16 protein-coding genes are annotated in these 22,218 nt (G+C 63.9%); 14 read left to right on the plus strand and 2 right to left on the minus strand.

The features are described 5' to 3' along the window. The first annotated feature begins 21 nt into the window (after positions 1–21). From NLY43_RS09000 to NLY43_RS09065, 14 genes are all read left to right on the plus strand, one after another. The gene (locus NLY43_RS09000; protein WP_023668546.1) at positions 22–183 is read left to right on the plus strand and encodes a hypothetical protein; all 162 of its coding nucleotides are present in this window, start codon (positions 22–24) and stop codon (positions 181–183) included. Positions 184–197: 14 nt separating this feature from the next. After that, positions 198–1,592: an APC family permease gene (locus NLY43_RS09005; protein ID WP_023668547.1), complete on the plus strand. Its 1,395-nt coding sequence runs from the start codon at positions 198–200 to the stop codon at positions 1,590–1,592. Between the two features lie 42 nt (positions 1,593–1,634). After that, positions 1,635–2,324 carry a hypothetical protein gene (locus tag NLY43_RS09010; RefSeq protein ID WP_023709931.1) on the plus strand — a complete coding sequence of 230 codons (690 nt, stop codon included), beginning with the start codon at positions 1,635–1,637 and terminating at the stop codon, positions 2,322–2,324. Continuing rightward, positions 2,321–2,644: a hypothetical protein gene (locus tag NLY43_RS09015; protein WP_023709932.1), complete on the plus strand. Its 324-nt coding sequence runs from the start codon at positions 2,321–2,323 to the stop codon at positions 2,642–2,644. The genes NLY43_RS09010 and NLY43_RS09015 overlap by 4 nt, the downstream gene beginning before the upstream one ends. 84 nt (positions 2,645–2,728) lie before the next feature. After that, on the plus strand, positions 2,729–3,625 hold the full coding sequence (locus NLY43_RS09020) for a class II glutamine amidotransferase (protein ID WP_023668550.1): 897 nt from the start codon (positions 2,729–2,731) through the stop codon (positions 3,623–3,625). Positions 3,626–3,629: 4 nt separating this feature from the next. Beyond that, the gene (locus NLY43_RS09025) at positions 3,630–4,358 is read left to right on the plus strand and encodes a GltB/FmdC/FwdC-like GXGXG domain-containing protein (protein WP_023709933.1); all 729 of its coding nucleotides are present in this window, start codon (positions 3,630–3,632) and stop codon (positions 4,356–4,358) included. A 6-nt stretch (positions 4,359–4,364) separates the two neighbouring features. After that, a complete protein-coding gene (locus tag NLY43_RS09030; RefSeq protein ID WP_023709934.1) occupies positions 4,365–5,693 on the plus strand; it encodes an FMN-binding glutamate synthase family protein in 1,329 nt (442 codons plus the stop codon). Positions 5,694–5,723: 30 nt separating this feature from the next. Further along, the gene (gene glnT, locus NLY43_RS09035; protein WP_023709935.1) at positions 5,724–7,031 is read left to right on the plus strand and encodes a type III glutamate--ammonia ligase; all 1,308 of its coding nucleotides are present in this window, start codon (positions 5,724–5,726) and stop codon (positions 7,029–7,031) included. A 36-nt stretch (positions 7,032–7,067) separates the two neighbouring features. Beyond that, entirely contained in the window at positions 7,068–8,321 is a 1,254-nt protein-coding gene (locus tag NLY43_RS09040) for a sarcosine oxidase subunit beta family protein (protein ID WP_023709936.1), read from the plus strand. 10 nt (positions 8,322–8,331) lie between these two features. Continuing rightward, a complete protein-coding gene (locus NLY43_RS09045) occupies positions 8,332–8,607 on the plus strand; it encodes a sarcosine oxidase subunit delta (RefSeq protein ID WP_023692160.1) in 276 nt (91 codons plus the stop codon). Positions 8,608–8,806: 199 nt separating this feature from the next. Beyond that, positions 8,807–11,788, plus strand: a complete 2,982-nt coding sequence (locus tag NLY43_RS09050; RefSeq protein ID WP_023709937.1) for a sarcosine oxidase subunit alpha — start codon at positions 8,807–8,809, stop codon at positions 11,786–11,788. Further along, the gene (locus NLY43_RS09055; protein ID WP_023709938.1) at positions 11,781–12,398 is read left to right on the plus strand and encodes a sarcosine oxidase subunit gamma; all 618 of its coding nucleotides are present in this window, start codon (positions 11,781–11,783) and stop codon (positions 12,396–12,398) included. Before NLY43_RS09050 ends, NLY43_RS09055 begins: the two co-directional genes overlap by 8 nt. Before the next feature lie 354 nt (positions 12,399–12,752). Continuing rightward, a complete protein-coding gene (locus NLY43_RS09060; RefSeq protein ID WP_023709939.1) occupies positions 12,753–15,122 on the plus strand; it encodes a trimethylamine N-oxide demethylase in 2,370 nt (789 codons plus the stop codon). A gap of 306 nt (positions 15,123–15,428) precedes the next feature. Then, positions 15,429–17,138 carry a trimethylamine N-oxide permease gene (locus NLY43_RS09065; RefSeq protein WP_023684441.1) on the plus strand — a complete coding sequence of 570 codons (1,710 nt, stop codon included), beginning with the start codon at positions 15,429–15,431 and terminating at the stop codon, positions 17,136–17,138. 62 nt (positions 17,139–17,200) lie between these two features. On the opposite strand, the gene NLY43_RS09070 is transcribed toward NLY43_RS09065, so the two are convergent. After that, on the minus strand, positions 17,201–18,556 hold the full coding sequence (locus tag NLY43_RS09070; RefSeq protein ID WP_023709940.1) for an LLM class flavin-dependent oxidoreductase: 1,356 nt from the start codon (positions 18,554–18,556) through the stop codon (positions 17,201–17,203). A gap of 275 nt (positions 18,557–18,831) precedes the next feature. Then, positions 18,832–21,969 (minus strand): efflux RND transporter permease subunit, encoded by a 3,138-nt coding sequence (locus NLY43_RS09075; protein ID WP_023709941.1) that lies wholly within the window; start codon positions 21,967–21,969, stop codon positions 18,832–18,834. Positions 21,970–22,218: the final 249 nt, after the last annotated feature.

A 22,218-nucleotide genomic window follows, 5' to 3' on the forward strand; every position in this document is an offset into this window, starting at 1 on the left:
AGATTTTGGGGAAGCACGCTCATGTGGGTCGCACTCTCTTACGCATCGTGGGGCATCTCGGTCGTGCTTGCGCTGTGGATGCTCTACGACTGGTTCAAGATCGACACGACCTATTCCGAGGAGGTGCTGACTTCCTCGCGCGAAGGCGAGCTTGAAGCCGCTTCCGAAAAACACCGGATCTGAGTGGGGATTGAACAATGACGATCACGCTTGAACCGGCAATACACGGCGACAGGGTTTCACTGCTACGCGTGCTCGGCCCGGCCCATGTCTGGGCGCTTGGCGTCGGCATCGTGCTGGTCGGCGAATTCACCGGCTGGAATTTCTCGGCGGACAAGGGCGGCGCACTGGCGGCGCTGATCGTCTGCTGGGTGGTCGGGCTCTTGTACACTTCGGTCGCCATGATCGACTCCGAGGTGACATCGACGGTTGCCGCCGCCGGCGGCCAATACGCGCAGGCTAAGCACATTGTCGGGCCCCTGATGGCCTTCAACGTCGCGCTGTTCCTGGTCTTTGCCTACACCATGCTGGAGGTTTCGGACGCCATCCTGCTCGGCGACACCATCGTCGCCAAGGCCGGCGTCGAAGGGCTCACCCACAACTCCTTCATTGCCGCCACCATCGTCGTGCTGGCATGGCTGAACTATCGCGGCGTGCTGATGACGCTCAACGTCAACTTCGTCATCACGGCGATAGCCTATGTCTCGATCGTTATCCTGTTCTTCTCGGTCAGCCCCTGGACGCAGGGTGCTGTGCTGAAGCTCAACGAGCTGGTCACCCCCGGCAATGCGCTGCCCTATGGCTGGATCGGCGTCATCGCGGCCTTCCAGTTCGGCATCTGGTACTATCTCGGCATCGAAGGCACCACGCAGGCCGCCGAGGAAGTGCGCTCGCCGGCGCGTTCGCTGCCTTACGGCACCATGGCCGGCATGATCACGCTTTTGATCGCCGCCGCCATGACCTGGTATGTCTGCGCCTCGCTGATGCCCTGGGAGTACCTCGGTATCACCTATTATCCCTTGTGGGACGCCGGCAAGCTGACCGGCAGCCCGCTGCTGGAAAACCTGTTGTTCGTCGCCACGCTGCTCGCGGCACTGGCGTCGGCCAATGGCTGTATCAACGATGCGGCCCGCGCGTGGTTCTCGCTTGGACGCGACCGCTATCTGCCGACATGGTTCTCGGCCGTGCACCCGAAATACCGCACGCCCTATCGCTCGATCCTGTTCCTGCTGCCGATCGCGCTCGCCTTCGCCTTCATTGCCGACCTCAACCAGGCGATCACCTTCTCGATCCTGTCGGGCGTGCTGCAATACACCTTCATGAGCATCAACATCATGATGTTCCGCAAAAAGTGGCCGCTGGGCACGATCCGCCGCGGCTATACGCACCCGTTCCACCCGATCCCGGCCATCGTGTTGTTTTGCCTCTGCGTGGTGACCTTCTTTGCGATCTTCCTCGGCTACGGCACGCAGCTGATCGCCATGGTCGCCTTCTACTTCCTGATCTCGCTGTGGTTCCACTTCTACCGTTACCGCTATGTGCGTCGCGGCGACCAGTTCACCATGCCGTGGCCGAAGCCGCAGGGCTATTGACAGGAGAGGGCCTGCCGGTTTGGGCGGGCATGGCGTGACGAGGTGTCTGACGTGACGACAGCATTGCTGGCCGGGGCGGTCGCCGTGGCTCTCGTCCTGCACCTCGCCTGGCATGCGCGCGCCAGCCGCAAAAAGGCCAAGGCTGATCTTGCAGCCGAGGCAGCCAGTATCCGGACCGTCATCACACATGCCGTTGATGTCTCCGATGGCACAGCCGGCGTTGTCACCTGGGCGGGTTCGTGGAACGGACAGCGCGTGCAGCTGCGCACCATCGTCGACACGCTGGCGACGCGAAAGCTGCCGGCGCGATGGTTGAGTGTCACGATCACAGAGCCGGTTGCGGTGCCGGCGACCTTCGACATGATGATGCGGCCGGGCTCGCCGACGACCTTCTCCAATTTCGATCATCTTCAGCATACGCTGCCGAAGGCTCCGGGATTTCCGGCTGAAGCCGTGCTGCGAACCGACCTCAGGGCGGCGCGCTTTCCGCAGAACCTGATCGCCAGCCATCTCGACATCTTTGCCGAAGGCCGCGCCAAGGAACTCTTGATCACCCCGAACGGCGTGCGCATCGTCTGGCTGCTGGCCGAGGCCGAACGGGCGCGCTACGGCGTGTTCCGGCAGGCTGCATTCGGCGGCACAAGGCTGGATCCGGCGCTGGTCGAGAGGTTGCTCACCTCAGCCTCGGGGCTGCGCGACGCCATCAACAGACAGGAAAGGCAGGTGGCATGAACGCCCCCCTACCCCCACCGGCAAACCCCTATCTCGTGCTCGGCGCCGCAATCGTCTTGCCGGCCAGCGGCCACGTCATTCTGGGCGTGCCTGTGCGCGGCCTGCAATTCTTGTTCTTCATGGTGATCCTCGCCTGGGTGACAGCCAAGATCGCGCCGGCCGACGCCAGCTTCGTTGGCCGCCACGCCGGCGGCTTCCTGATCTATGCGCTGTCGATCCTCGACGCCTACAAAATCGCCCGCATCCGCACCGCTACATGGGTTCACAGCGCCCGCGACGGCAGCGATAGGGCACCAAGCGGCATCGAACCGCATACGTAACTACAGGAATATTTTTTTCATATGATTGAATTCGCACGACGCATTCGATACATCATCGTCTAGTGGTAACGCCGGGAGGCTGACATGTGTGGAATCGTCGGACTTTTTCTGAAAGACAAGTCGCTTGAGCCGCAGCTCGGCTCGATGCTGTCGCAGATGCTGATATCGCTCAGCGATCGCGGCCCCGACAGCGCCGGCATTGCCATCTATGGCGCGCCTTCCAGGAATGAAGCCAAGATCACCATCCAGTCCGCGAAGCCCGAGCGCGATTTCCGCGGCCTCGACGCCGAACTCGCGAAGGCCATCGGCGCGCCGGTGAGCATAGCGGTGAAGTCGACGCATGCGGTGCTCCGGACCGCGCCCGACAAGGTCGATGCCGCGCGCGAAGCGCTGCAGTCAATCCGCCCCGACGTGCGCATCATGGGCGCCGGCGAAGCGGTGGAAATCTACAAGGAAGTCGGTCTGCCGGAAGCGGTCGTCGACCGTTTCGACGTCCGCTCGATGACCGGCACGCATGGCATCGGCCATACCCGCATGGCGACGGAATCGGCCGTCACCACTATGGGCGCGCATCCGTTCTCGACCGGCGCCGACCAGTGCCTGGTGCACAATGGCTCACTGTCCAATCACAACAATGTGCGGCGTGAGCTGGTGCGGGAGGGCATGAAATTCGAGACCGAGAACGACACCGAGGTCGCCGCCGCCTATCTCTCGTCGCAGATGGCGCATGGCAAGAACCTCGGCGAGGCGCTGGAAGGCACGCTGTCCGACCTCGACGGCTTCTTCACCTTCGTCGTCGGCACCAAGAACGGTTTCGGCGTGGTGCGCGATCCGATCGCCTGCAAGCCCGCCGTCATGGCCGAGACCGATCAGTATGTCGCCTTCGGCTCGGAATATCGCGCGCTGACCAAACTGCCCGGCATAGACAATGCGAGGGTCTGGGAACCGGAACCCGCAACCGTCTATTTCTGGGAGCATTGAGCCTATGCCGGCAACCAAACTTTCAAAGGCGGCGCAAGACCAGGCGTCCCGGGTCTTCGATCTCGACGTGTCGTCGCTGCGCGAGCTCAACCACGCGCTTCACAATCTGACGCCCGGCTCCAACGAAACGGCGTGGGAGGTGCTGCACCCGAAGGGCAGCCATTCGGTTGCCGTCGGCGTCGACCAGCCTGTCAGCATCGATGTGCGCGGCAGCGTCGGCTACTACTGCGCCGGGATGAATGACGGCGCTGCGATTACCGTGCACGGCTCGGCCGGCCCCGGTGTCGGCGAAAACATGATGTCGGGTTCGATCCTCATCAAGGGCGACGCCAGCCAGTATGCCGGCGCCACCGGCAAGGGCGGGCTGCTCGTCATCGAAGGCAATGCCTCGTCGCGCTGCGGAATCTCGATGAAAGGCATCGACATCGTCGTGCACGGCAATATCGGCCACATGTCGGCCTTCATGGCACAGTCCGGCAATCTGGTGGTGCTGGGCGATGCCGGCGACGCACTTGGCGATTCCATCTATGAGGCGCGGCTGTTCGTGCGCGGCAAGGTCGAGAGCCTGGGTGCCGACTGTATCGCCAAGGAGTTGCGGCCCGAGCATATCGCACTGCTGCAGGGCCTGCTCGACCGCGCCGGCGTCACCGGCGTCAAACCGTCGGAATTCAAGCGCTACGGCTCGGCGCGCACGCTCTACAATTTCAATATCGACAACGCCGACGCGTATTGAGGCAGCATGACCTACAAGAACCCGCCGACGACGCCGCGCAAATCCGCGACCTTCGACGACTACACGCTTTCCGAAATCCGCCGCGCCGCGGCGACCGGCATCTATGACATCAGGGGCGCCGGGGCCAAGCGCAAGCTGCCGCATTTCGACGATCTGCTGTTCCTCGGCGCCTCGATCTCGCGCTATCCGCTGGAAGGCTATCGCGAGCGGTGCGACACGTCGGTGGTGCTGGGCTCGCGCTATGCCAAGAAGCCGATCGAGCTGAAAATCCCGATCACCGTTGCCGGCATGAGCTTCGGGTCGCTGTCCGGCCCGGCCAAGGAAGCGCTCGGCCGTGGCGCCACACTCTCAGGCACGTCGACCACCACCGGCGACGGCGGCATGACCGAGGAAGAGCGCGGCCATTCCAAGCAACTGGTCTACCAGTACCTGCCGTCGCGCTACGGCATGAACCCCAGGGATTTGCGCCGCGCCGACGCCATCGAAGTGGTCGTTGGCCAGGGCGCCAAGCCGGGCGGTGGCGGCATGCTGCTTGGCCAGAAAATCTCCGACCGCGTTGCCGAAATGCGCACGCTGCCGAAAGGCATCGACCAGCGTTCGGCCTCGCGCCATCCCGACTGGACCGGGCCGGACGATCTCGAGATCAAGATCCTCGAACTACGCGAGATCACCGACTGGGAAAAGCCGATCTACGTCAAGGTCGGTGGCGCCCGCCCCTATTATGACACTGCACTTGCGGTGAAGGCCGGCGCCGATGTCGTCGTCGTCGACGGCATGCAGGGCGGCACGGCGGCGACGCAGGAAGTGTTCATCGAAAATGTCGGCCAGCCGACGCTTGCCTGTATCAGGCCGGCGGTGCAGGCGCTGCAGGATCTCGGCATGCACCGCAAGGTGCAGCTGATCGTGTCCGGCGGCATCCGCAATGGCGCCGACGTCGCCAAGGCGCTGGCGCTCGGCGTGGACGCGGTGTCGATCGGCACGGCAGCGCTGGTCGCACTCGGCGACAATGATCCGCGCTTGGAAGCGGAGTACAATGCGCTCGGCACCACCGCCGGGGCCTATGACGACTGGCACGAGGGCCGCGACCCCGCGGGCATCACCACGCAGGACCCCGAACTGATGAAGCGGGTTGATCCGGTCGCCGCGGGACGGCGTCTCGCGAACTACCTCAAGGTGATGACGCTGGAGGCGCAGACCATTGCGCGTGCCTGCGGCAAGAACAGCCTGCACAATCTCGAGCCCGAGGATCTCGTAGCCCTCACCATCGAAGCCGCCGCCATGGCCGGCGTGCCGCTGGCCGGCACCAACTGGATACCGGGGAAAAACGGCTTCTAAAAAACACATCAAAATAAGCGAGGAACTATAATGGGGAACGATCTCGCCGCATTCGCCAAAGAGAACGGCGTCAAATATTTCATGATTTCCTACACCGACCTGTTCGGCGGCCAGCGCGCCAAGCTGGTGCCGGCGCAGGCGATCGCCGACATGCAGAAGGACGGCGCCGGCTTCGCCGGTTTCGCCACTTGGCTCGACCTGACGCCGGCGCATCCTGATATGCTGGCGGTGCCGGATCCGGATTCGGTGATCCAGCTGCCGTGGAAGCCCGATGTCGCCTGGGTCGCCGCCAACTGCATCATGGACGACAAGGAAGTCGAGCAGGCGCCGCGCAACACGCTGCGCCGGCTGATCGCGGAAGCCGCCACTGACGGCATGCATGTCAAGACTGGCGTCGAGGCAGAGTTCTTCCTGATCTCGCCGGACGGCAGCGTCATCTCCGACAAATACGACACGGCTTCAAAACCCTGCTACGACCAGCAAGCGGTGATGCGCCGCTACGATGTCATCGCCGAGATTTGCGACCACATGTTGGCGCTGGGCTGGAGCCCCTACCAGAACGACCATGAGGACGCCAACGGCCAGTTCGAGATGAACTGGGCCTTCGACGATGTGCTCGCCACCGCCGACAAGCACTCCTTCTTCAAGTTCATGGTCAAGTCGGTGGCCGAGAAAAACGGCCTGCGCGCGACCTTCATGCCAAAGCCTTTCCAGGGCCTGACCGGCAATGGCTGCCACGCCCATATTTCGGTCTGGGACAAGGCCGGCAAGGTCAACGTCTTTGCCGATAACGCGATGGAACTCGGCCTGTCGGCCAAGGGCAAGAATTTCCTCGGCGGCATCATGAAACATGCCTCGGCGCTGGCCGCCATCACCAACCCGACGGTGAACTCCTACAAACGCATCAACGCGCCGCGCACCATTTCGGGCGCCACCTGGGCGCCGAACACGGTGACCTGGACCGGAAACAACCGCACCCACATGGTGCGCGTGCCCGGCCCCGGCCGCTTCGAGCTGCGGTTGCCGGACGGCGCCGCAAACCCTTATCTGCTGCAGGCCGTCATCATTGCCGCCGGTCTCGACGGCATCCGCTCCAAGGCCGATCCCGGCAAGCGCTACGACATCGACATGTACCAGAACGGCCACACGGTGAAAGGCGCGCCGAAGCTGCCGCTCAATCTGCTCGACGCGCTTCGCGAATACGACAAGGACAAATCGCTCAAGGCGGCGCTGGGTGAGGAATTCTCGTCGGCTTACCTAAAGCTGAAGCACCAGGAATGGAATTCCTATGCTTCGCACTTCACGCAATGGGAGCGCGACCACACGCTGGACATATAATCGTCCTAGCGGTGCGAGCGACCTCGGAATGACCTGATGAAATATTCGATCTTCTCGCTCGCCCGTGCTGCCCTTTCCGGCCACAAGAACTGGCAGCGCACCTGGCGCGATGCGGCGCCCAAGGACCACTACGATGTGGTGATCATCGGCGGCGGCGGCCATGGGCTCGCCACCGCCTGGTTCCTCGCCAGCGAGTTCGGCATCAGAAACGTCGCCGTGCTGGAAAAGGGCTGGATCGGCTCCGGCAATGCCGGCCGCAACACCACCATCATCCGTTCCAATTACGGCCTGCCCGGCAATACCGGCTTCTACGAGCTTTCGATGAAGCTTTGGGAGCGGATGGAGCAGGACCTCAACTATAACGCCATGGTCAGCCAGCGCGGCGTCCTCAACCTCTATCATTCCGATGCGCAGCGCGACGCTTATGCGCGGCGCGGCAACACCATGCGCATCAATGGCATAGATGCCGAACTGCTCGACCAGGCGGCGCTGAAGAAGATGCTGCCGTTCCTGAATTTCGACCATGCGCGCTTTCCCGTGCAGGGCGGCCTCCTGCAGCGCCGCGGCGGTACGGCGCGCCACGACGCGGTGGTCTGGGGCTATGCCCATGCGGCGAGCGAACTCGGCGTCGACATCATCCAGAACTGCGAGGTCACCGGCTTTGTCCGGGATGGCAACGGCAAGGTGGCCGGTGTCGAGACCTCGCGCGGCAAGATTGGCGCCGGCAAGGTCGGCATGGCGGTTGCGGGTTCCTCCTCGCGCGTCGCCGCAATGGCTGGCCTGCGCCTCCCGATCGAAAGCCATGTGCTGCAAGCCTTCGTCTCGGAGGCGATCAAGCCGCTCATTCCCGGCGTCATGACCTTCGGCGCCGGCCATTTCTATGTCAGCCAGTCGGACAAGGGCGGGCTGGTCTTCGGCGGCGACATCGACGGCTACAATTCCTATGCCCAGCGCGGCAATCTGCCTGTCATGGAGGATGTCTGCGAGGGCGGCATGGCGCTGATCCCGATGATCGGTCGCGTGCGGCTGTTGCGCCAATGGGGCGGCATCATGGACATGTCGATGGACGGCTCGCCGATCATCGACAAGACGCCGATCGACGGACTCTATCTCAATGCCGGCTGGTGCTATGGCGGCTTCAAGGCGACGCCGGGGTCGGGCTTGGTCTTTGCCCATCTGCTGGCGCGTGACGAAACGCACAAGGAGGCGGCTCGTTTCCGCCTCGACCGCTTCCGGACTGGCGCCATGATCGACGAAAAGGGCCAGGGCGCCCAACCGAACCTGCACTGAGGCTGGCGAGATGCGTATTGTCTGTCCCTTCTGCGGCGAACGCGAACTCGGCGAGTTCAGCTATCTCGGCGACGCCAAGCCGGCGCGGCCGGCGGCGGGTGCCGGCGAGGATGCTGTCTACGACTACGTCTATCTGCGCGACAATGTCGCCGGCGTGATGGCTGAGAACTGGTATCACGGCGGTGGCTGCCGGGCCTGGCTGAAGGTCACCCGCAACACGCTGACGCACGAGATCTCGGCGGTGGAGCCGGCGGCGGGCGCCGGGGCGAGGCAGGTGGCGAAATGAGCTATCCTGTCGAAATCGTAGCCGTCGCGAAAAGCGCCAGCCCCCTACCTCCCCCTTGTGGGGAGGTCGGACCGCAGGTCCGGGTGGGGGTCGGTGCCGCACCCCCACCCCGCTGCTGCGCAGCGACCCTCCCCACAAGGGGGAGGGTGAAGAGCGCGACGGTCCCGCCTGGCATTGGATCGATGAGAGGCCGGCCATCGTGAGTTCCAGCCAATCCCATCGTCTCACATCCGGCGGTCTCATCGACCGCTCGGCGCCGCTCAACTTCCGCTTCGATGGCAAGAGCCTCTCCGGCTTCCAGGGCGACACGCTGGCGTCGGCGCTGGTCGCCAATGGCGTCAAGCTGGTCGGCCGCTCGTTCAAATACCATCGTCCGCGCGGCATTCTGACTGCGGGCTCGGAAGAACCCAACGCGCTGGTCGAACTGCGCACCGGCGCACGGCGCGAGGCCAACACCAAGGCCACGACGGCCGAACTGTATGAAGGCCTCGAAGCGGCAAGCCAGAACCGCTGGCCCTCGCTGCGCCACGATGTGATGTCGGTGAACCAGCTGTTCGCACCGATCTTCGTCGCCGGCTTCTACTACAAGACCTTCATGTGGCCGGCAAAATTCTGGGAAATGGTCTACGAGCCGGCGATCCGACGCGCCGCGGGTCTGGGTCGCGCGGCGGTCACCCCCGATCCGGATCACTACGACAAGGCCTGGGCGCATTGCGATGTGGTGATCGCCGGCTCCGGTCCGGCCGGTCTCGCCGCCGCACTCGCTGCAGGCCGCAGCGGTGCGCGCGTCATCCTGTGCGAAGAAGATTTTGCGCCCGGCGGCCGTCTGTTGTCGGATGGCGGCACGATCGACGGTCTGCCGGCCGCGGAGTGGCTGTCGCGCACACTGGCCGAGCTCAGCTCGATGCCGGATGTCCGCATCATGACCCGCACGACCCTGTTCGGCGTCTATGACGGCGGTACCTATGGCGCGATCGAGCGGGTCAACGATCATCTGCCGGTGCCGCCCGAGCATCAGGTGCGCCAGCGCCTGTGGCGCATCGTGGCCAAGCGCTGCGTCGTCGCCGCCGGCGCGATTGAGCGTCCCATCGTCTTTGCCGGCAATGACACGCCCGGCGTGATGATGGCGTCCGCCATCCGCACCTACGTCACACGTTATGCGGCGACGCCGGCAAAGCGGATCGCGCTGTTCACCAACAATGAGGATGGCTGGCGCACGGTCGAGACGGCACTCGGCGCCGGGCTGCAGATCGCGGCGGTGATCGACGCGCGGCCTGACGTCTCGCCTGCCCATCGTTCTCTCGCTTCCAGGAACGGCTTCACCGTGCTGCATGGTTCGGTCAGCGGCGTCGACGGCGGCAAGGACGGCGTAAGAAAAATAGCGGTGTCGCTGACCGGCGGCGCGCGCGCCGAGGTCGAGGCCGACGGGCTTGCCGTTTCCGGCGGCTGGAATCCGGCGGTCGGGCTCACCTCTTACCATCGCGGCCGGCCGAAATGGCGAGACGACATCGCCGCCTTCGTGCCGGACGGCGCGCCGCCCGGTATGGTCGCCGCAGGTGCGGCTAACGGCGACTTCGGGCTAGGCGCCTGCCTGCGCGCAGGTTTCGAGGCCGGCGCCGCAGCGGCGCGGGACGCGGGACGCAATGGCAATCCGGGCTCTGCAGCTGTTGCCGGCGACGAGTCCTTCTCACTGACCCCGCTCTGGCACGTCGCTGGCAAAGGCAAGGCCTTTGTAGACCAGCAGCATGACGTCACCGCGTCCGACATCGAGCTGGCGCAGCGCGAGGGTTTTGAATCGGTCGAGCATCTGAAGCGCTACACCACGCTCGGCATGGCGACCGACCAGGGCAAGACGTCCAATGTCGCCGGCCTCGCCATCATGGCGGCGGTGTCGGGCAAATCCATTCCCGAGACCGGCACGACCATCTATCGCCCGCCCTACGTGCCGGTCGCCATCGGCGCTTTTGCCGGCCACCATCGCGACGAAAATTTCCATGCGACGCGGCTGACGCCGTCGCATCACTGGGCGGCCGAACAAGGCGCGATCTTTGTCGACACCGGCCTGTGGAAGCGCGCGCAATGGTATCCGCGCGCGGGCGAGAAGGACTGGCTGGAATCGGTCACCCGCGAGGTCAAGGCGGTGCGCTCGGGCGTCGGCTTCTGCGATGTCTCGACGCTGGGCAAGATCGACGTGCATGGCCCGGATGCCGGCGCCTTCCTCGACCGCGTCTACATCAACACGTTCTCCAGCCTCGCCGTCGGCAAGGCGCGCTACGGGCTTATGCTGCGCGAGGATGGCCTGGTCTACGATGACGGAACCACGTCGCGGCTGGCCGAGGACCATTATTTCCTCACCACGACCACGGCGAAGGCCGGGCTGGTGATGCAGCATCTCGAATTCTGCCGGCAGGTGCTATTCCCCGAACTCGACGTGCAACTGACCTCGGTCTCCGACCAGTGGGCGCAGTTCTCGATTGCCGGGCCAAGGACGCGAGACCTGTTGAAGGAAATCGTCGCCCCTGCCGAGGACCTTTCGAACGAAGGTTTTCCCTTCATGGGCGTGCGCGAAGTCGCTTTGCGCGGCGGCATCAAGGCGCGGCTGTTCCGCATCTCCTTCTCCGGCGAGATGGCGTTCGAGATTTCGGTGCCGGCGCGTTACGGTGAAGCGATGGCACGCAATTTGATGCTGGCGGGAAAACCGTTCGGCGTGACGCCGTATGGCACAGAAGCCCTCGGCGTCATGCGCGTTGAAAAGGGCCATGTCGCCGGACCGGAACTGAGCGGCACGACGACCGCCGCCGATCTCGGCCTCGGCAAGATGATGTCGACCAAGAAGGATTTCATCGGTCGCGTCATGGCCGGCCGCGAGGCGCTGGTGGCGCCGGACCGGCAGGTCGTGGTCGGCATCAAGCCGGTCGACAAGGCGCGCCGCCTGCGCTCCGGCGCGCACATCATCCCGAAGGGCCAGACGCCCGGGCCTGATAACGACCAGGGCTACGTTACCTCGGTCTGCTTCTCGCCGACGCTCGACCAGTGGATCGGTCTCGGCCTTGTCGAGCGCGGCCGCGAACGCATCGGCGAGATCGTCCACGCGCATGATCCGCTGCGCGGTGAAGACTATGATGTCGAACTCTGCAATCCCGTCTTCTACGATCTCGATGGAGGGCGCCAGCGTGGCTGATTTTTCCTGGGATGTTCGTAGCCCGCTCGAGCGCGCGCTCGCTCCTGGCGCTTACGGCCCGCAAGGCGATGCCGGTGTGTCGCTGACCGAGATCCGCAATTTCGACCTCGTCCAGGTGATGGCACGGCGCGGCAAGGCGGGTGATTTGGCCAAGGCCGCGAACGCTCGTTTCGGCGTCGCGGCTCCGGAAACGCCGAAGGCGGTTGGCACCGCGGATGCGACGCTGATCTGGTCGGGACCGGATCAGTTTTTTGTCCTGTCGAAGGGTGGCAGGACTGAGGTGCTCGCTCAGACCTTTGCATCTTCCGCTTCGCTATCCGACCAATCGCATGCACGCGTGCTGATCAGCATCTGCGGCCTCAAGGCGCGCGCCATACTGGCGAAACTGTCGTCGATTGATTTGCATCCCGATGCGTTTCCGGTTGGCGCTGCTGCCGCGACCTCGATGGATCACACCAGCGTCACGCTCTGGCGTGGTGGTGACAAGGCGGATGGGCAGGCGGTGTTCAACCTCCTGGTGTTTGCGACGTTTGCCGAAAGTCTGTGGCACACGATGTTGGATTCGGCTGCGGAGTATGGTGTGGCTATCGGGCATTCCGAGGAGCTTTAGCTCGATAGTTTCAGATGTTGGCGCCGCCCCTCATTGCCCTGCCGGGCATTTCTCCCCGTATAGTGACGTGGAGAAAGAAGCTGGTCGCAGCCTCGGCGCTCGTCCTGCAACGCTGGCGATTGGCGAAACCGGCGACGACAGCATCCTTCGCCCCGTTTACGAGGAGAAGATGGCGGCAGCCAGATGAGGGGCGGCGCTGGCGTTCGGAAGATGGGTTTGATTGGAAGGGTCTAACCTGCAGCGACCGCGTCGAGAACGCCACCTCCACCTTGCCAAACCCAACCGCGCTGCTATTCTTGCTGCTAAAATAATTTTACACACAGGCAAACATGTTTCTCTAACCGCAAGGCTGAGATGAGCCAGTCGCCCTATCCTTCAGTGACAGCTGGGCCGCCGCGGCCGAGCCTCATCCTGAGGCCCGGCCAGATCGCGCTGCCGCCGGGCATGGAGCGCCATACTATCCTGGGGAATGGCGCGGTGCTGATCGAGGTCGAGGCCGGCGATACGTTCACCGTGCGCAATGTCGAGGGCGGGCAGGCTTGCGAGTTGCTGGCCTGGGACAGGACCGGCGCCACCGATCCTTCCATCCTCGGCGAAAAGTCCAACAGCAATGCCGCCGGGATCAAGGCGCTTCTGGCCGAGGGCGATGACAGCCTGGCTTCCGTCCGTCGTGGCCTTGAGCGCCGCCAGGTGCAGCTCGACGAGCCCAAGGCGGTGCGTGTGTTCGGTGGCGCAACGCCTGCCGGCACCGAGCAGGCATTCACGGTCACGCGCGACGGCGCGATGCTGATTGCCGCACCCGGCGGGCCGATGCTCGTCGACGGCCATGATACGGCAACGCCGCTCACCGTCATGGTGCGCCGCGCCACCGTGCGCCTGAAGACAAAGTCGCAGCTGGCCGATCCGCTTGCCGATCTGGTGCTCGATCTGCGCGTCCATTCGGCGACAGCCGAATCCTATTTCGTCAAGGCCGGCGACTACCTGCAGATCATCGATGTCGACGGCCGCCAGTGCACCGATTTCCAGTGCTTCTCGGCGCGCAAGCTGGACAAGGGGCTGGACCATCCGCTCGACGTAACGACGACGCGCACTCTGATGGGATCGAGCTATCCGATGCCCGGCCTGCATTCGAAATATTACGACCAGGACATGGAGCCGCTGGTTGAGGTGGCGCAGGACACATGCGGCCGGCACGACGCCTTCGCGTTGGCGTGCGCTGCCAAATATTATGACGACATCGGCTATCCCGGCCACACCAACTGCTCGGAAAACTTTAATCGCGCGCTGACCGACAAGGGTGTGACGCCCCGCGCCGGCTGGATGGCGATCAACTTCTTCTTCAACACGGCGATCGACGCGCATGGCATCATGGTGTCCGACGAGCCGTGGTCGCGTGCCGGCGACTATGTGCTGCTGCGGGCCCTGACCGACATCGTCTGTGTGTCCTCCGCCTGCCCTGACGATACGACGCCGGCCAATGGCTGGGACCTGACCGATATCCATGTGCGGACCTATTCCGGCCAGCACAAATTCTCGCGAGCGATCGCCAGACGCATGACGCCCGATTCGGAACCGAAAATGACCCGCGAGACAGCCTTTCATTCATCCTTCGCCAAGCACACCCGCAACTTCGTGGAGTACCGGGGCTATTGGCTGGCCAATTCCTTCGCCAAGGAAGGCGCCATCGCCGAATACTGGGCCTGCCGGCAGGATGCCGTGATCATGGACCTGTCGCCGCTGCGCAAGTTCGAGGTCACCGGCCCGGATTCCGAGGCGCTGCTGCAATACACGCTGACCCGCGACGTCAAGAAGCTCGGCGTCGGCCAGGTCGTCTATTCCGCCATGTGCTACGAGCATGGCGGCATGATCGACGACGGCACGCTGCTGCGGCTCGGCAAGGACAATTTCCGTTGGGTCGGCGGCGACGACCTGTCCGGCGAATGGCTGCGCGACACCGCGAAAAAGCTTGGCCTCAACGTGCTGGTGCGTTCCTCCACCGATCAGATGCACAATGTCGCTGTCCAAGGGCCGAAGAGCCGTGACATTTTGCGAGAGGTGGTCTGGACCTCGCCGCTGCAACCGTCGATCGACGAACTCGAATGGTTCCGCTTCGCTGTCGCGCGCATCGGCGGCGGCAATGGCATTCCGGTCGTGGTGTCGCGCACCGGTTATACCGGCGAGCTCGGCTACGAATTCTGGTGCCACCCACGCGACGCCGAAAAAGTGTTCGATGCCATCTGGGAGGCCGGCCAGCTGCACGGGCTGAAGCCGATGGGCCTGCAGGCACTCGACATGGTGCGCATCGAAGCCGGGCTGATCTTCGCCGGTTACGAATTCTCCGACCAGACCGACCCGTTCGAGGCGGGCATTGGCTTCACCGTACCGTTGAAGGCCAAGACCGACGATTTCATCGGCCGCGAGGCGCTGATAAGGCGCAAGGAACATCCGCAGCACAAGCTCGTTGGCCTCGACATCGACAGCAATGTCGCCGTCGGCCATGGTGATTGCGTCCATATCGGCCGCGCCCAGATCGGTGTCGTCACCTCGGGCATGCGCTCGCCGGTGCTGAACAAAAACATCGCTCTGGCGAGGCTTGACGTCACCCACGCGGCAATCGGCACAGAGGTGGAGATCGGCAAGCTCGACGGTCATGCCAAGCGGCTGCCGGCGCGCGTCGTGGCCTTCGCCCACTACGATCCGCAAAAGACCAGGCCGCGATCCTGAGGGTTGCACCCCCGGCCCTTCGCAGGCTCAGGGCGTTCGAAGCTCGAAAGCAATTGGCTTTCCGTCCGCTACCGCGGACCGCTTCTCACCCCACAAGGGGAGAAGGACAAAGCGAGCGTTTCGCAACCGTGATGTGCACGACGCCACAAATCACTTGACGTGAAAGCGCGCCGGATCAATCTTCACTGTTAAGAAAAAAATACGACTGAGTGGAAACACTGGAGTCGTGCGGTCATGTACCGGGGAACAAGCTTCGCGAAGCCGAGGCATCACCGGCCGGGAACACAAAATGGGGAATTCAGACAGATGAGCACGATTACCACTGCCCTGGAGCAGCCCGCTGAAGGCAAGCTGCTCCGCAACATCGACTGGCGCGGCGCCTTCTGGGTGGCGAGCGGCGTTCCTGCCCTTGTCCTGTTTTCGATCGGCGGCATTGCCGGAACGACGGGAACGCTGGCCTTCGGGATCTGGATCGCTTCCATGATCATGGGCTTCCTGCAATCCTTCACCTATGCCGAGATCGCCGGCCTGTTCCCGAACAAGTCGGGCGGCGCCTCGATCTACGGCGCCACCGCCTGGCTGCGTTATTCCAAGTTCATCGCGCCGCTGTCGGTGTGGTGCAACTGGTTCGCCTGGTCGCCGGTGCTGTCGCTGGGCTGCTCGATCGCCGCCGCCTATATTCTCAACGCGCTGGCGCCGGTGCCGCTGTTCACCGAGGCGTCGCCGGACGTCGTCGCCTATATCGCGGCGCATGCCGGAACGGTGCCTGCCGACGCCATCGCCGCGGTGACCGCGGCGGCCACGCCGGCGATCCGCAACTGGACGCTGTTCAGCCACACGCTAGGTCCTGTCTCCTTCACCCTCAATGCCACTTTCTTCATCGGCGCGGTGCTGATGCTGATCATCTTCTCGATCCAGCATCGCGGCATTCTCGGCACCGCCAATGTGCAGAAGTATATCGGCCTCCTGGTCATCATCCCGATGCTGATCGTCGGTGTCGTGCCGATCGTCACCGGCCAGATCAACTGGGCGAACTTTTCGCCGCTGGTGCCGCTGGCGGCGGCTTACGCGCCGGAGCCCGGCTCGTGGAACATTGCCGGCTGGACGCTGGTGCTGGGCGGCATGTTCATCGCCGCATGGTCGACCTATGGTTTTGAGACCGCCGTCTGCTACACATCGGAGTTCAAGAACCCGGGCACCGACACGTTCAAGGCGATTTTCTATTCCGGCCTGCTCTGCATGCTTCTGTTCATCCTGGTGCCCTTCACCTTCCAGGGCGTGCTGGGCCTCAACGGCATGCTGGCGACGCCGATCGTCGACGGCTCGGGTGTCGCCGATGCACTGGCCGGCATGGTCGGGGGTGGCGCATTGATCCACAGCCTCTTGGTGATGCTGATGATCCTGGCGCTGGTGCTGTGCATCATGACGGCAATGGCCGGCTCGTCGCGCACGCTCTACCAGGGCTCGGTCGATGGCTGGCTGCCGCGCTATCTCAGCCACGTCAACGAGCATGGCGCGCCGACGCGCGCCATGTGGACCGATCTCGTCTTCAACCTGATCGTGCTGGCCATCGCCTCGGCCGACGCGACGAGCTTCTTCTTCATCCTCGCCGTGTCGAACTGCGGCTACATCATCTTCAACTTCCTCAACCTCAATGCCGGCTGGATCCACCGCATCGACAACGGCCACATCAACCGGCCTTGGAAGGCGCCGAGCTGGCTGCTCGGCCTCGGCGCCATCTTCGCCTATGTAAACGCCATCTTCATGGGCGCCGGCGCCAAGGTGTGGAACCCGATGGCGCTCTGGGCCGGCCTGATCACAGCCGCCTTGATCATCCCGGTGTTCTGCTACCGGCACTACGTCCAAGACAAGGGCAAGTTCCCCGACCACATGCTGGCCGACCTCGGCATGGCGGGCGCAGACCTCTCGGTCAAAAAGGCAGGCATGCTGCCCTACCTGACGCTGGTCGCCGGCGTGGTGGTGATGCTGCTCGCCAACTGGTACTTCGTCATCTGAAAGTGATGGCTTGAAAAGAATGGGCGCGCTTCGGCGCGCCTGTTTCTTTTTATGGCAGGACGTCAGCCGGCCTTGCGAATGGCCCCTTCGGAGCCTTCGAAGAACCGGTTCGGCGGCCGCTTCAGGCCGAGATTCTCGCGCAAGGTGGTGCCCTCATACTCGCGCCGGAAGAGCTTTCGCCGCTGCAGCTCGGGCACCACCTTCTCGGCGAAGTCGTCGAGCCCGGCTGGCAGATAGGGGAACATGACGTTGAAGCCGTCTGACCCTTCGGCAAACAGCCATTCCTCCATCGAATCGGCGATGGTTTTCGGCGTGCCGACGAAAGCAAGGCCGGAATAGCCGCCGAGCCGCTGCGCCAGCTGGCGGACGGTCAAATTCTCCCGGCGCGCCAGCTCGATGACGCGCTCACGGCCGCTCTTGGAGGCATTGGTCTCGGGGATTTCGGGCAAGGGCGCGTCGGGATCGAAGCCGGATGCGTCGTGCCCCAGCGCGATCGACAGCGAGGCAATGCCGCTCTCGTAATAGACCAGGCTGTCGAGCTTGGCGCGTTTGGCCTGTGCTTCCTCGACGCTGTCGCCGACGATGACGAAGGCGCCGGGCAGGATCTTGATGTCGTCGCGCGAACGGCCGAGCTTCTCGGCCCGGCTTTTGACATCGGCAAAGAAGCGCTGCCCGGACGCCAGATCGGAATGGGCGGCGAAGATCACCTCCGCCGTTTCGGCTGCCAGCTGCCGCCCGGCCTCAGATGCGCCGGCCTGGACGATGACCGGCCAGCCCTGCACCGGCCGCGCAATGTTGAGCGGGCCGCGCACCGAGAGATGCTCGCCCTTATGGTCGAGCACATGCAGCTTCGCGGGATCGAAATAGAGCCCGCTCTCGGCGTCGCGGATGAAGGCGTCGTCGGCAAAGCTGTCCCAGAGGCCGGTCACCACATCGTAGAATTCCCGCGCATTGTGATAGCGCTCGTCGTGCTCGACATGCTCGTCGAGGCCGAAGTTCAGCGCGGCGTCGGGATTGGATGTGGTGACGATGTTCCAGCCGGCGCGGCCGCCGCTGATATGGTCGAGCGAGGCGAAGCGACGGGCAATGTGATAGGGCGCGTCGAAGGTCGTCGATGCGGTGGCGACAAGGCCGATATGATCAGTGACGGCGGCGAGCGCCGACAGCAGCGTGAACGGCTCGAACGAGGTCACCGTGTGGCTGCGCCGTAGCGCCTCGATCGGCATGTTGAGAACGGCCAGATGGTCGGCCATGAAGAAGGCGTCGAACTTCGCCGCCTCAAGCGTCTGCGCAAAGCGCTTCAGATGGGCGAAGTTGAAGTTGGCATCGGGATATGAGCCGGGATAGCGCCAGGCCCCGGTGTGAAGACTGACCGGACGCATGAAGGCGCCGAGCCGCAATTGCTTATTGTCTACCATGGGATGATCACCTGATGCGAACGAGGGTTGCCGCTCCGATATGTAAGCAGGATCGGACGGCTTTGCCGTCCTGGGAAGGAATTCTGTTTTGCAAAACCGGCGCCGCGAAGCATTTTCATACAGGTGGCCGTTCAACCTATTTTGATGAACCCGCCTGGTGTTGAGATACTTGCCTGGGTGCTCGGTGCCACCGGCAAGGAGAAAGCCAGAACGCCGCACGTCAAGCGTACGGCGTTCCAGCATTTTCCAAGGAAGATCCTGTGCCCCAGCAGCGCCTACTCGGCGGCCAGCGCCAGTGGCGGCCTGTCATTGTCCTGCACGGCCTCATCAGCCGGCTTCCTGCCTTTCTTCGGCTCGCGGCCGAAGAACAGCGCGTAGCCTGCCGGCAGCACCAGGATGGTGAGTACGGTGGCGACGAGGATGCCGCCCATCATGGCGTAGGCGAGCGGTCCCCAGAACACCGCACGCGAGATCGGGATCAGCGCCAGCACCGCCGTCATCGCCGTCAGCACGATCGGCCGGAAACGGCGCACGGCCGAGCCGATGATGGCCTCCGATCGGTCCATCCCCCTGGCGATGTCCTGATCGATCTGGTCGACCAGGATGATCGAGTTGCGCATGATGATTCCGAGCAGCGCGATGACACCGAGGATGGCGACGAAGCCGAACGGCGCGCCGCTGATCAACAGAGCCGCCGCCGCACCGATGATGCCGAGCGGACCGGTGGCCAGCACGAGCATCGCCTTGCCGAAATGCTGCAGCTGGATCATCAGGAGCACGACGATGACGGCCAGCATGATCGGCGCCTTGGCGGCAATCGAGGCCTGGCTTTCGGCGGAATCTTCCGCACCGCCCTGGATCTCGATCTTGTAGCCGGGCGCCAGGCCGGCGCGCATGCCCTGCATGTCATTGTAGAGCTTGGTGACGACGTCGTTCGACTGCACGCCATCCGGCAGCGTGGCGCGCACCGAGATGGTCGGCAGGCGGTCGCGCCGCCATTCGACGCCCTGCTCGAGCACCGGCACCACCTTGGCCACCTGCGACAGCGGCACGAAGCCGCCGAAATCGGTCGGGATATAGATCGAGTCGACCGAGGACAGCAGGCTGCGGCTGGCGTCCGGTTCGCGGGCGACGATGGAAACCGTCTCCTCGCCATCACGGAAGTCATCGAGCGGCGCGCCGGACATCGCTGCCTGCAGCATCTGGCGGATGCGCTGCGAGGTGACGCCAAGCGCACGGGCGCGGTCCTGGTCGATGACCAGCTTCATCGCCGGTACCGGCTCCAGCCAGTCGTCATGGACGGCGCCGAGCAGCGGATTTTCGGCGAATTTCGCCTTCACCTGGTCGGCGATGCGGCGCACCTCCTGGCGGTCCGGACCCATGATGCGCATCTGCACCGGCCAGCCGGTCGGCGGGCCGAGGAACAGACGGTCGACCTTGGAACGGATCGAGGGGAAATCCTGCGCCAGGATTGAGCGCAGCTTGAGGATCAGCCGCTCGCGTGCCGGCTCGTCATTGGCCATCACCAGAAGCTGCGCATAGTTCGGATTGCGCAATTGCTGGTCGAGCGGCAGGAAGAAGCGCGGCGCGCCTTCGCCGATATAGGTGGCGATGAAGCGCTTGTCCTTGTCGTCCATCATCCGGGCTTCCAGCGCCTTGGCCTGCGTCTCGACTTCCTTGATCGAGGTTCCCTCAGGCAACCAGAGATCGACGAGGATTTCCGGCCGCGAGGATTGCGGGAAGAAGTTTTGTGGGATGAACTGGAACGCCCACAGGCTGGTGGCGAAGGTGACCAGCGTCATCACCAGAACGATGATGCGGTGGCGCACCGCCCAGCCGACCGTGGCGCGCAGCCGCCGGTAGAAGCCGGTGTCGAAGGCGTCATGATGGTTGCCGGCATGCTTGCGCTGCTTGAGGATCATGTAGCCCAGCCACGGCGTGAAATAGACGGCGACGAACCACGACACGACGAGCGCGATGCCGACGACATAGAACAGCGTGCGCACATATTCGCCTGCGGTCGAGGCGGCGAAGCCGACCGGGATGAACCCGGCGATGGTGATCAGCGTGCCGCTCAGCATCGGGAAGGCGGTCGAGGAATAGGCGAAGCTCGCCGCCTCGATCTTGACCAGCCCCTCCTCCAGCTTGCGCTCCATCATCTCGACGACGATCATGGCGTCGTCGACCAACAGCCCGAGCGCGATGATCAGGGCGCCGAGCGAAATGCGCTGCAGATCGATACCGAGCTCGTACATGATGGCGAAGGTGGCGGCCAGCACCAGCGGAATGGCAATGGCGATGACCAGGCCGGAACGCCAGCCGATCGACAGCAGCGAGACAGCAAGCACGATCAGCAGCGCCTCACCGAGCGCCTCCATGAACTCGTTGACGGCGTCCTTGACAACCTCGGGCTGGTTGGAGATCTGGTCAACCGCAACGCCGTAGGGCAGCGCTTCCTCGAAGCGCTTGTAGGTCGCCTCGACATCCGTGCCGACGTCCCTGACGTTGAAACCCTTGGCCATGACGACGCCGACCTGGACGCTTTCGTGGCCGTTGAAGCGGTACTTGCGCTGATAGGGATCTTCGAGACCGGAACTCACGGTGGCAATATCGCCAAGACGTGTCACCTGACCACCGGCGCGCAGGCGCAATTCCCTGATGTCGGCAGCCCTGGTGACATCGCCCTCGACCGAGATGCGCACCGAGCGCAGGCCGGTGTCGACGGAGCCCGCCGGATCGACATTGTTCTGGCCCTTGATGGCGTTCTGCAGGTCGGTCAGCGTCAGGCCGCGTTCGGCCAGGGCCTTGGACGAGACGTCGATATAAAGCTTCTCCGGCTGGTCGCCGATGATGACGGCCTTCTCGACGCCCGGCGTCGTCAGCAGCATGTCGCGAGCCTGGGTGGCGAATTTCTTCAGCTCCGGATAGCTGTAGCCGTCGCCGCCGATCGAGTGCAGGGTGATGAAGGTGTCGCCGAACTCATCGTTGAAATAGGGCCCGAGCAGGCCTTGCGGCAGGTCGCCGGAGATGTCGCCGACCTTCTTGCGCACCTGGTAGAAGGCGTCCTTCACCTCCTCTGCATTGGTGTCGCCCTTGATCTGGACGGTGATGATGGCGCTGCCGGCGCGGGTGTAGGAACGGACGAAGTCGAGGTGCGGCGTTTCCTGCAGCTTGCGCTCGATCTTGTTGACGACCTGGTCTTCCATCTCCTGGATCGAGGAGCCCGGCCAGATCGCCTGGACGACCATGACGCGGAAGGTGAAATCGGGGTCTTCCTTCTGGCCCATGCGCATCAGGCCGAGCGCGCCGGCAATGATGATCAGACCGAACAGGAAGCGCGCGATCGAGGGATGGCCGATGGCCCAGCGCGAAAGATTGAAAGGCTGCTTTTCATTGCTGTCGGTGGTGGTCATCGGCGTCAGTCCAATTCGTTGATCGTGAGCGCACACCCTCGGCATGCGGCTTCAGGTATTCCGATGCTGGCTTCCGGGCGGCGAGGCTTTCCGAGCGGAGAGACACTCATCGCGGTGGGACGCGCGGATCGATGCGGGGGAACTCGATCTTGGCGTCTCGACCATCGGGCGCTCGCCGCCCGGAAACCCTGAATTCGCTTGCCCAGCCCTTTCGCCGGAGCGACGATCAAGCCGGCTTCATGCCTGCGG

Source organism: Mesorhizobium sp. C416B (assembly GCF_030323165.1).
Lineage (GTDB): Bacteria > Pseudomonadota > Alphaproteobacteria > Rhizobiales > Rhizobiaceae > Mesorhizobium.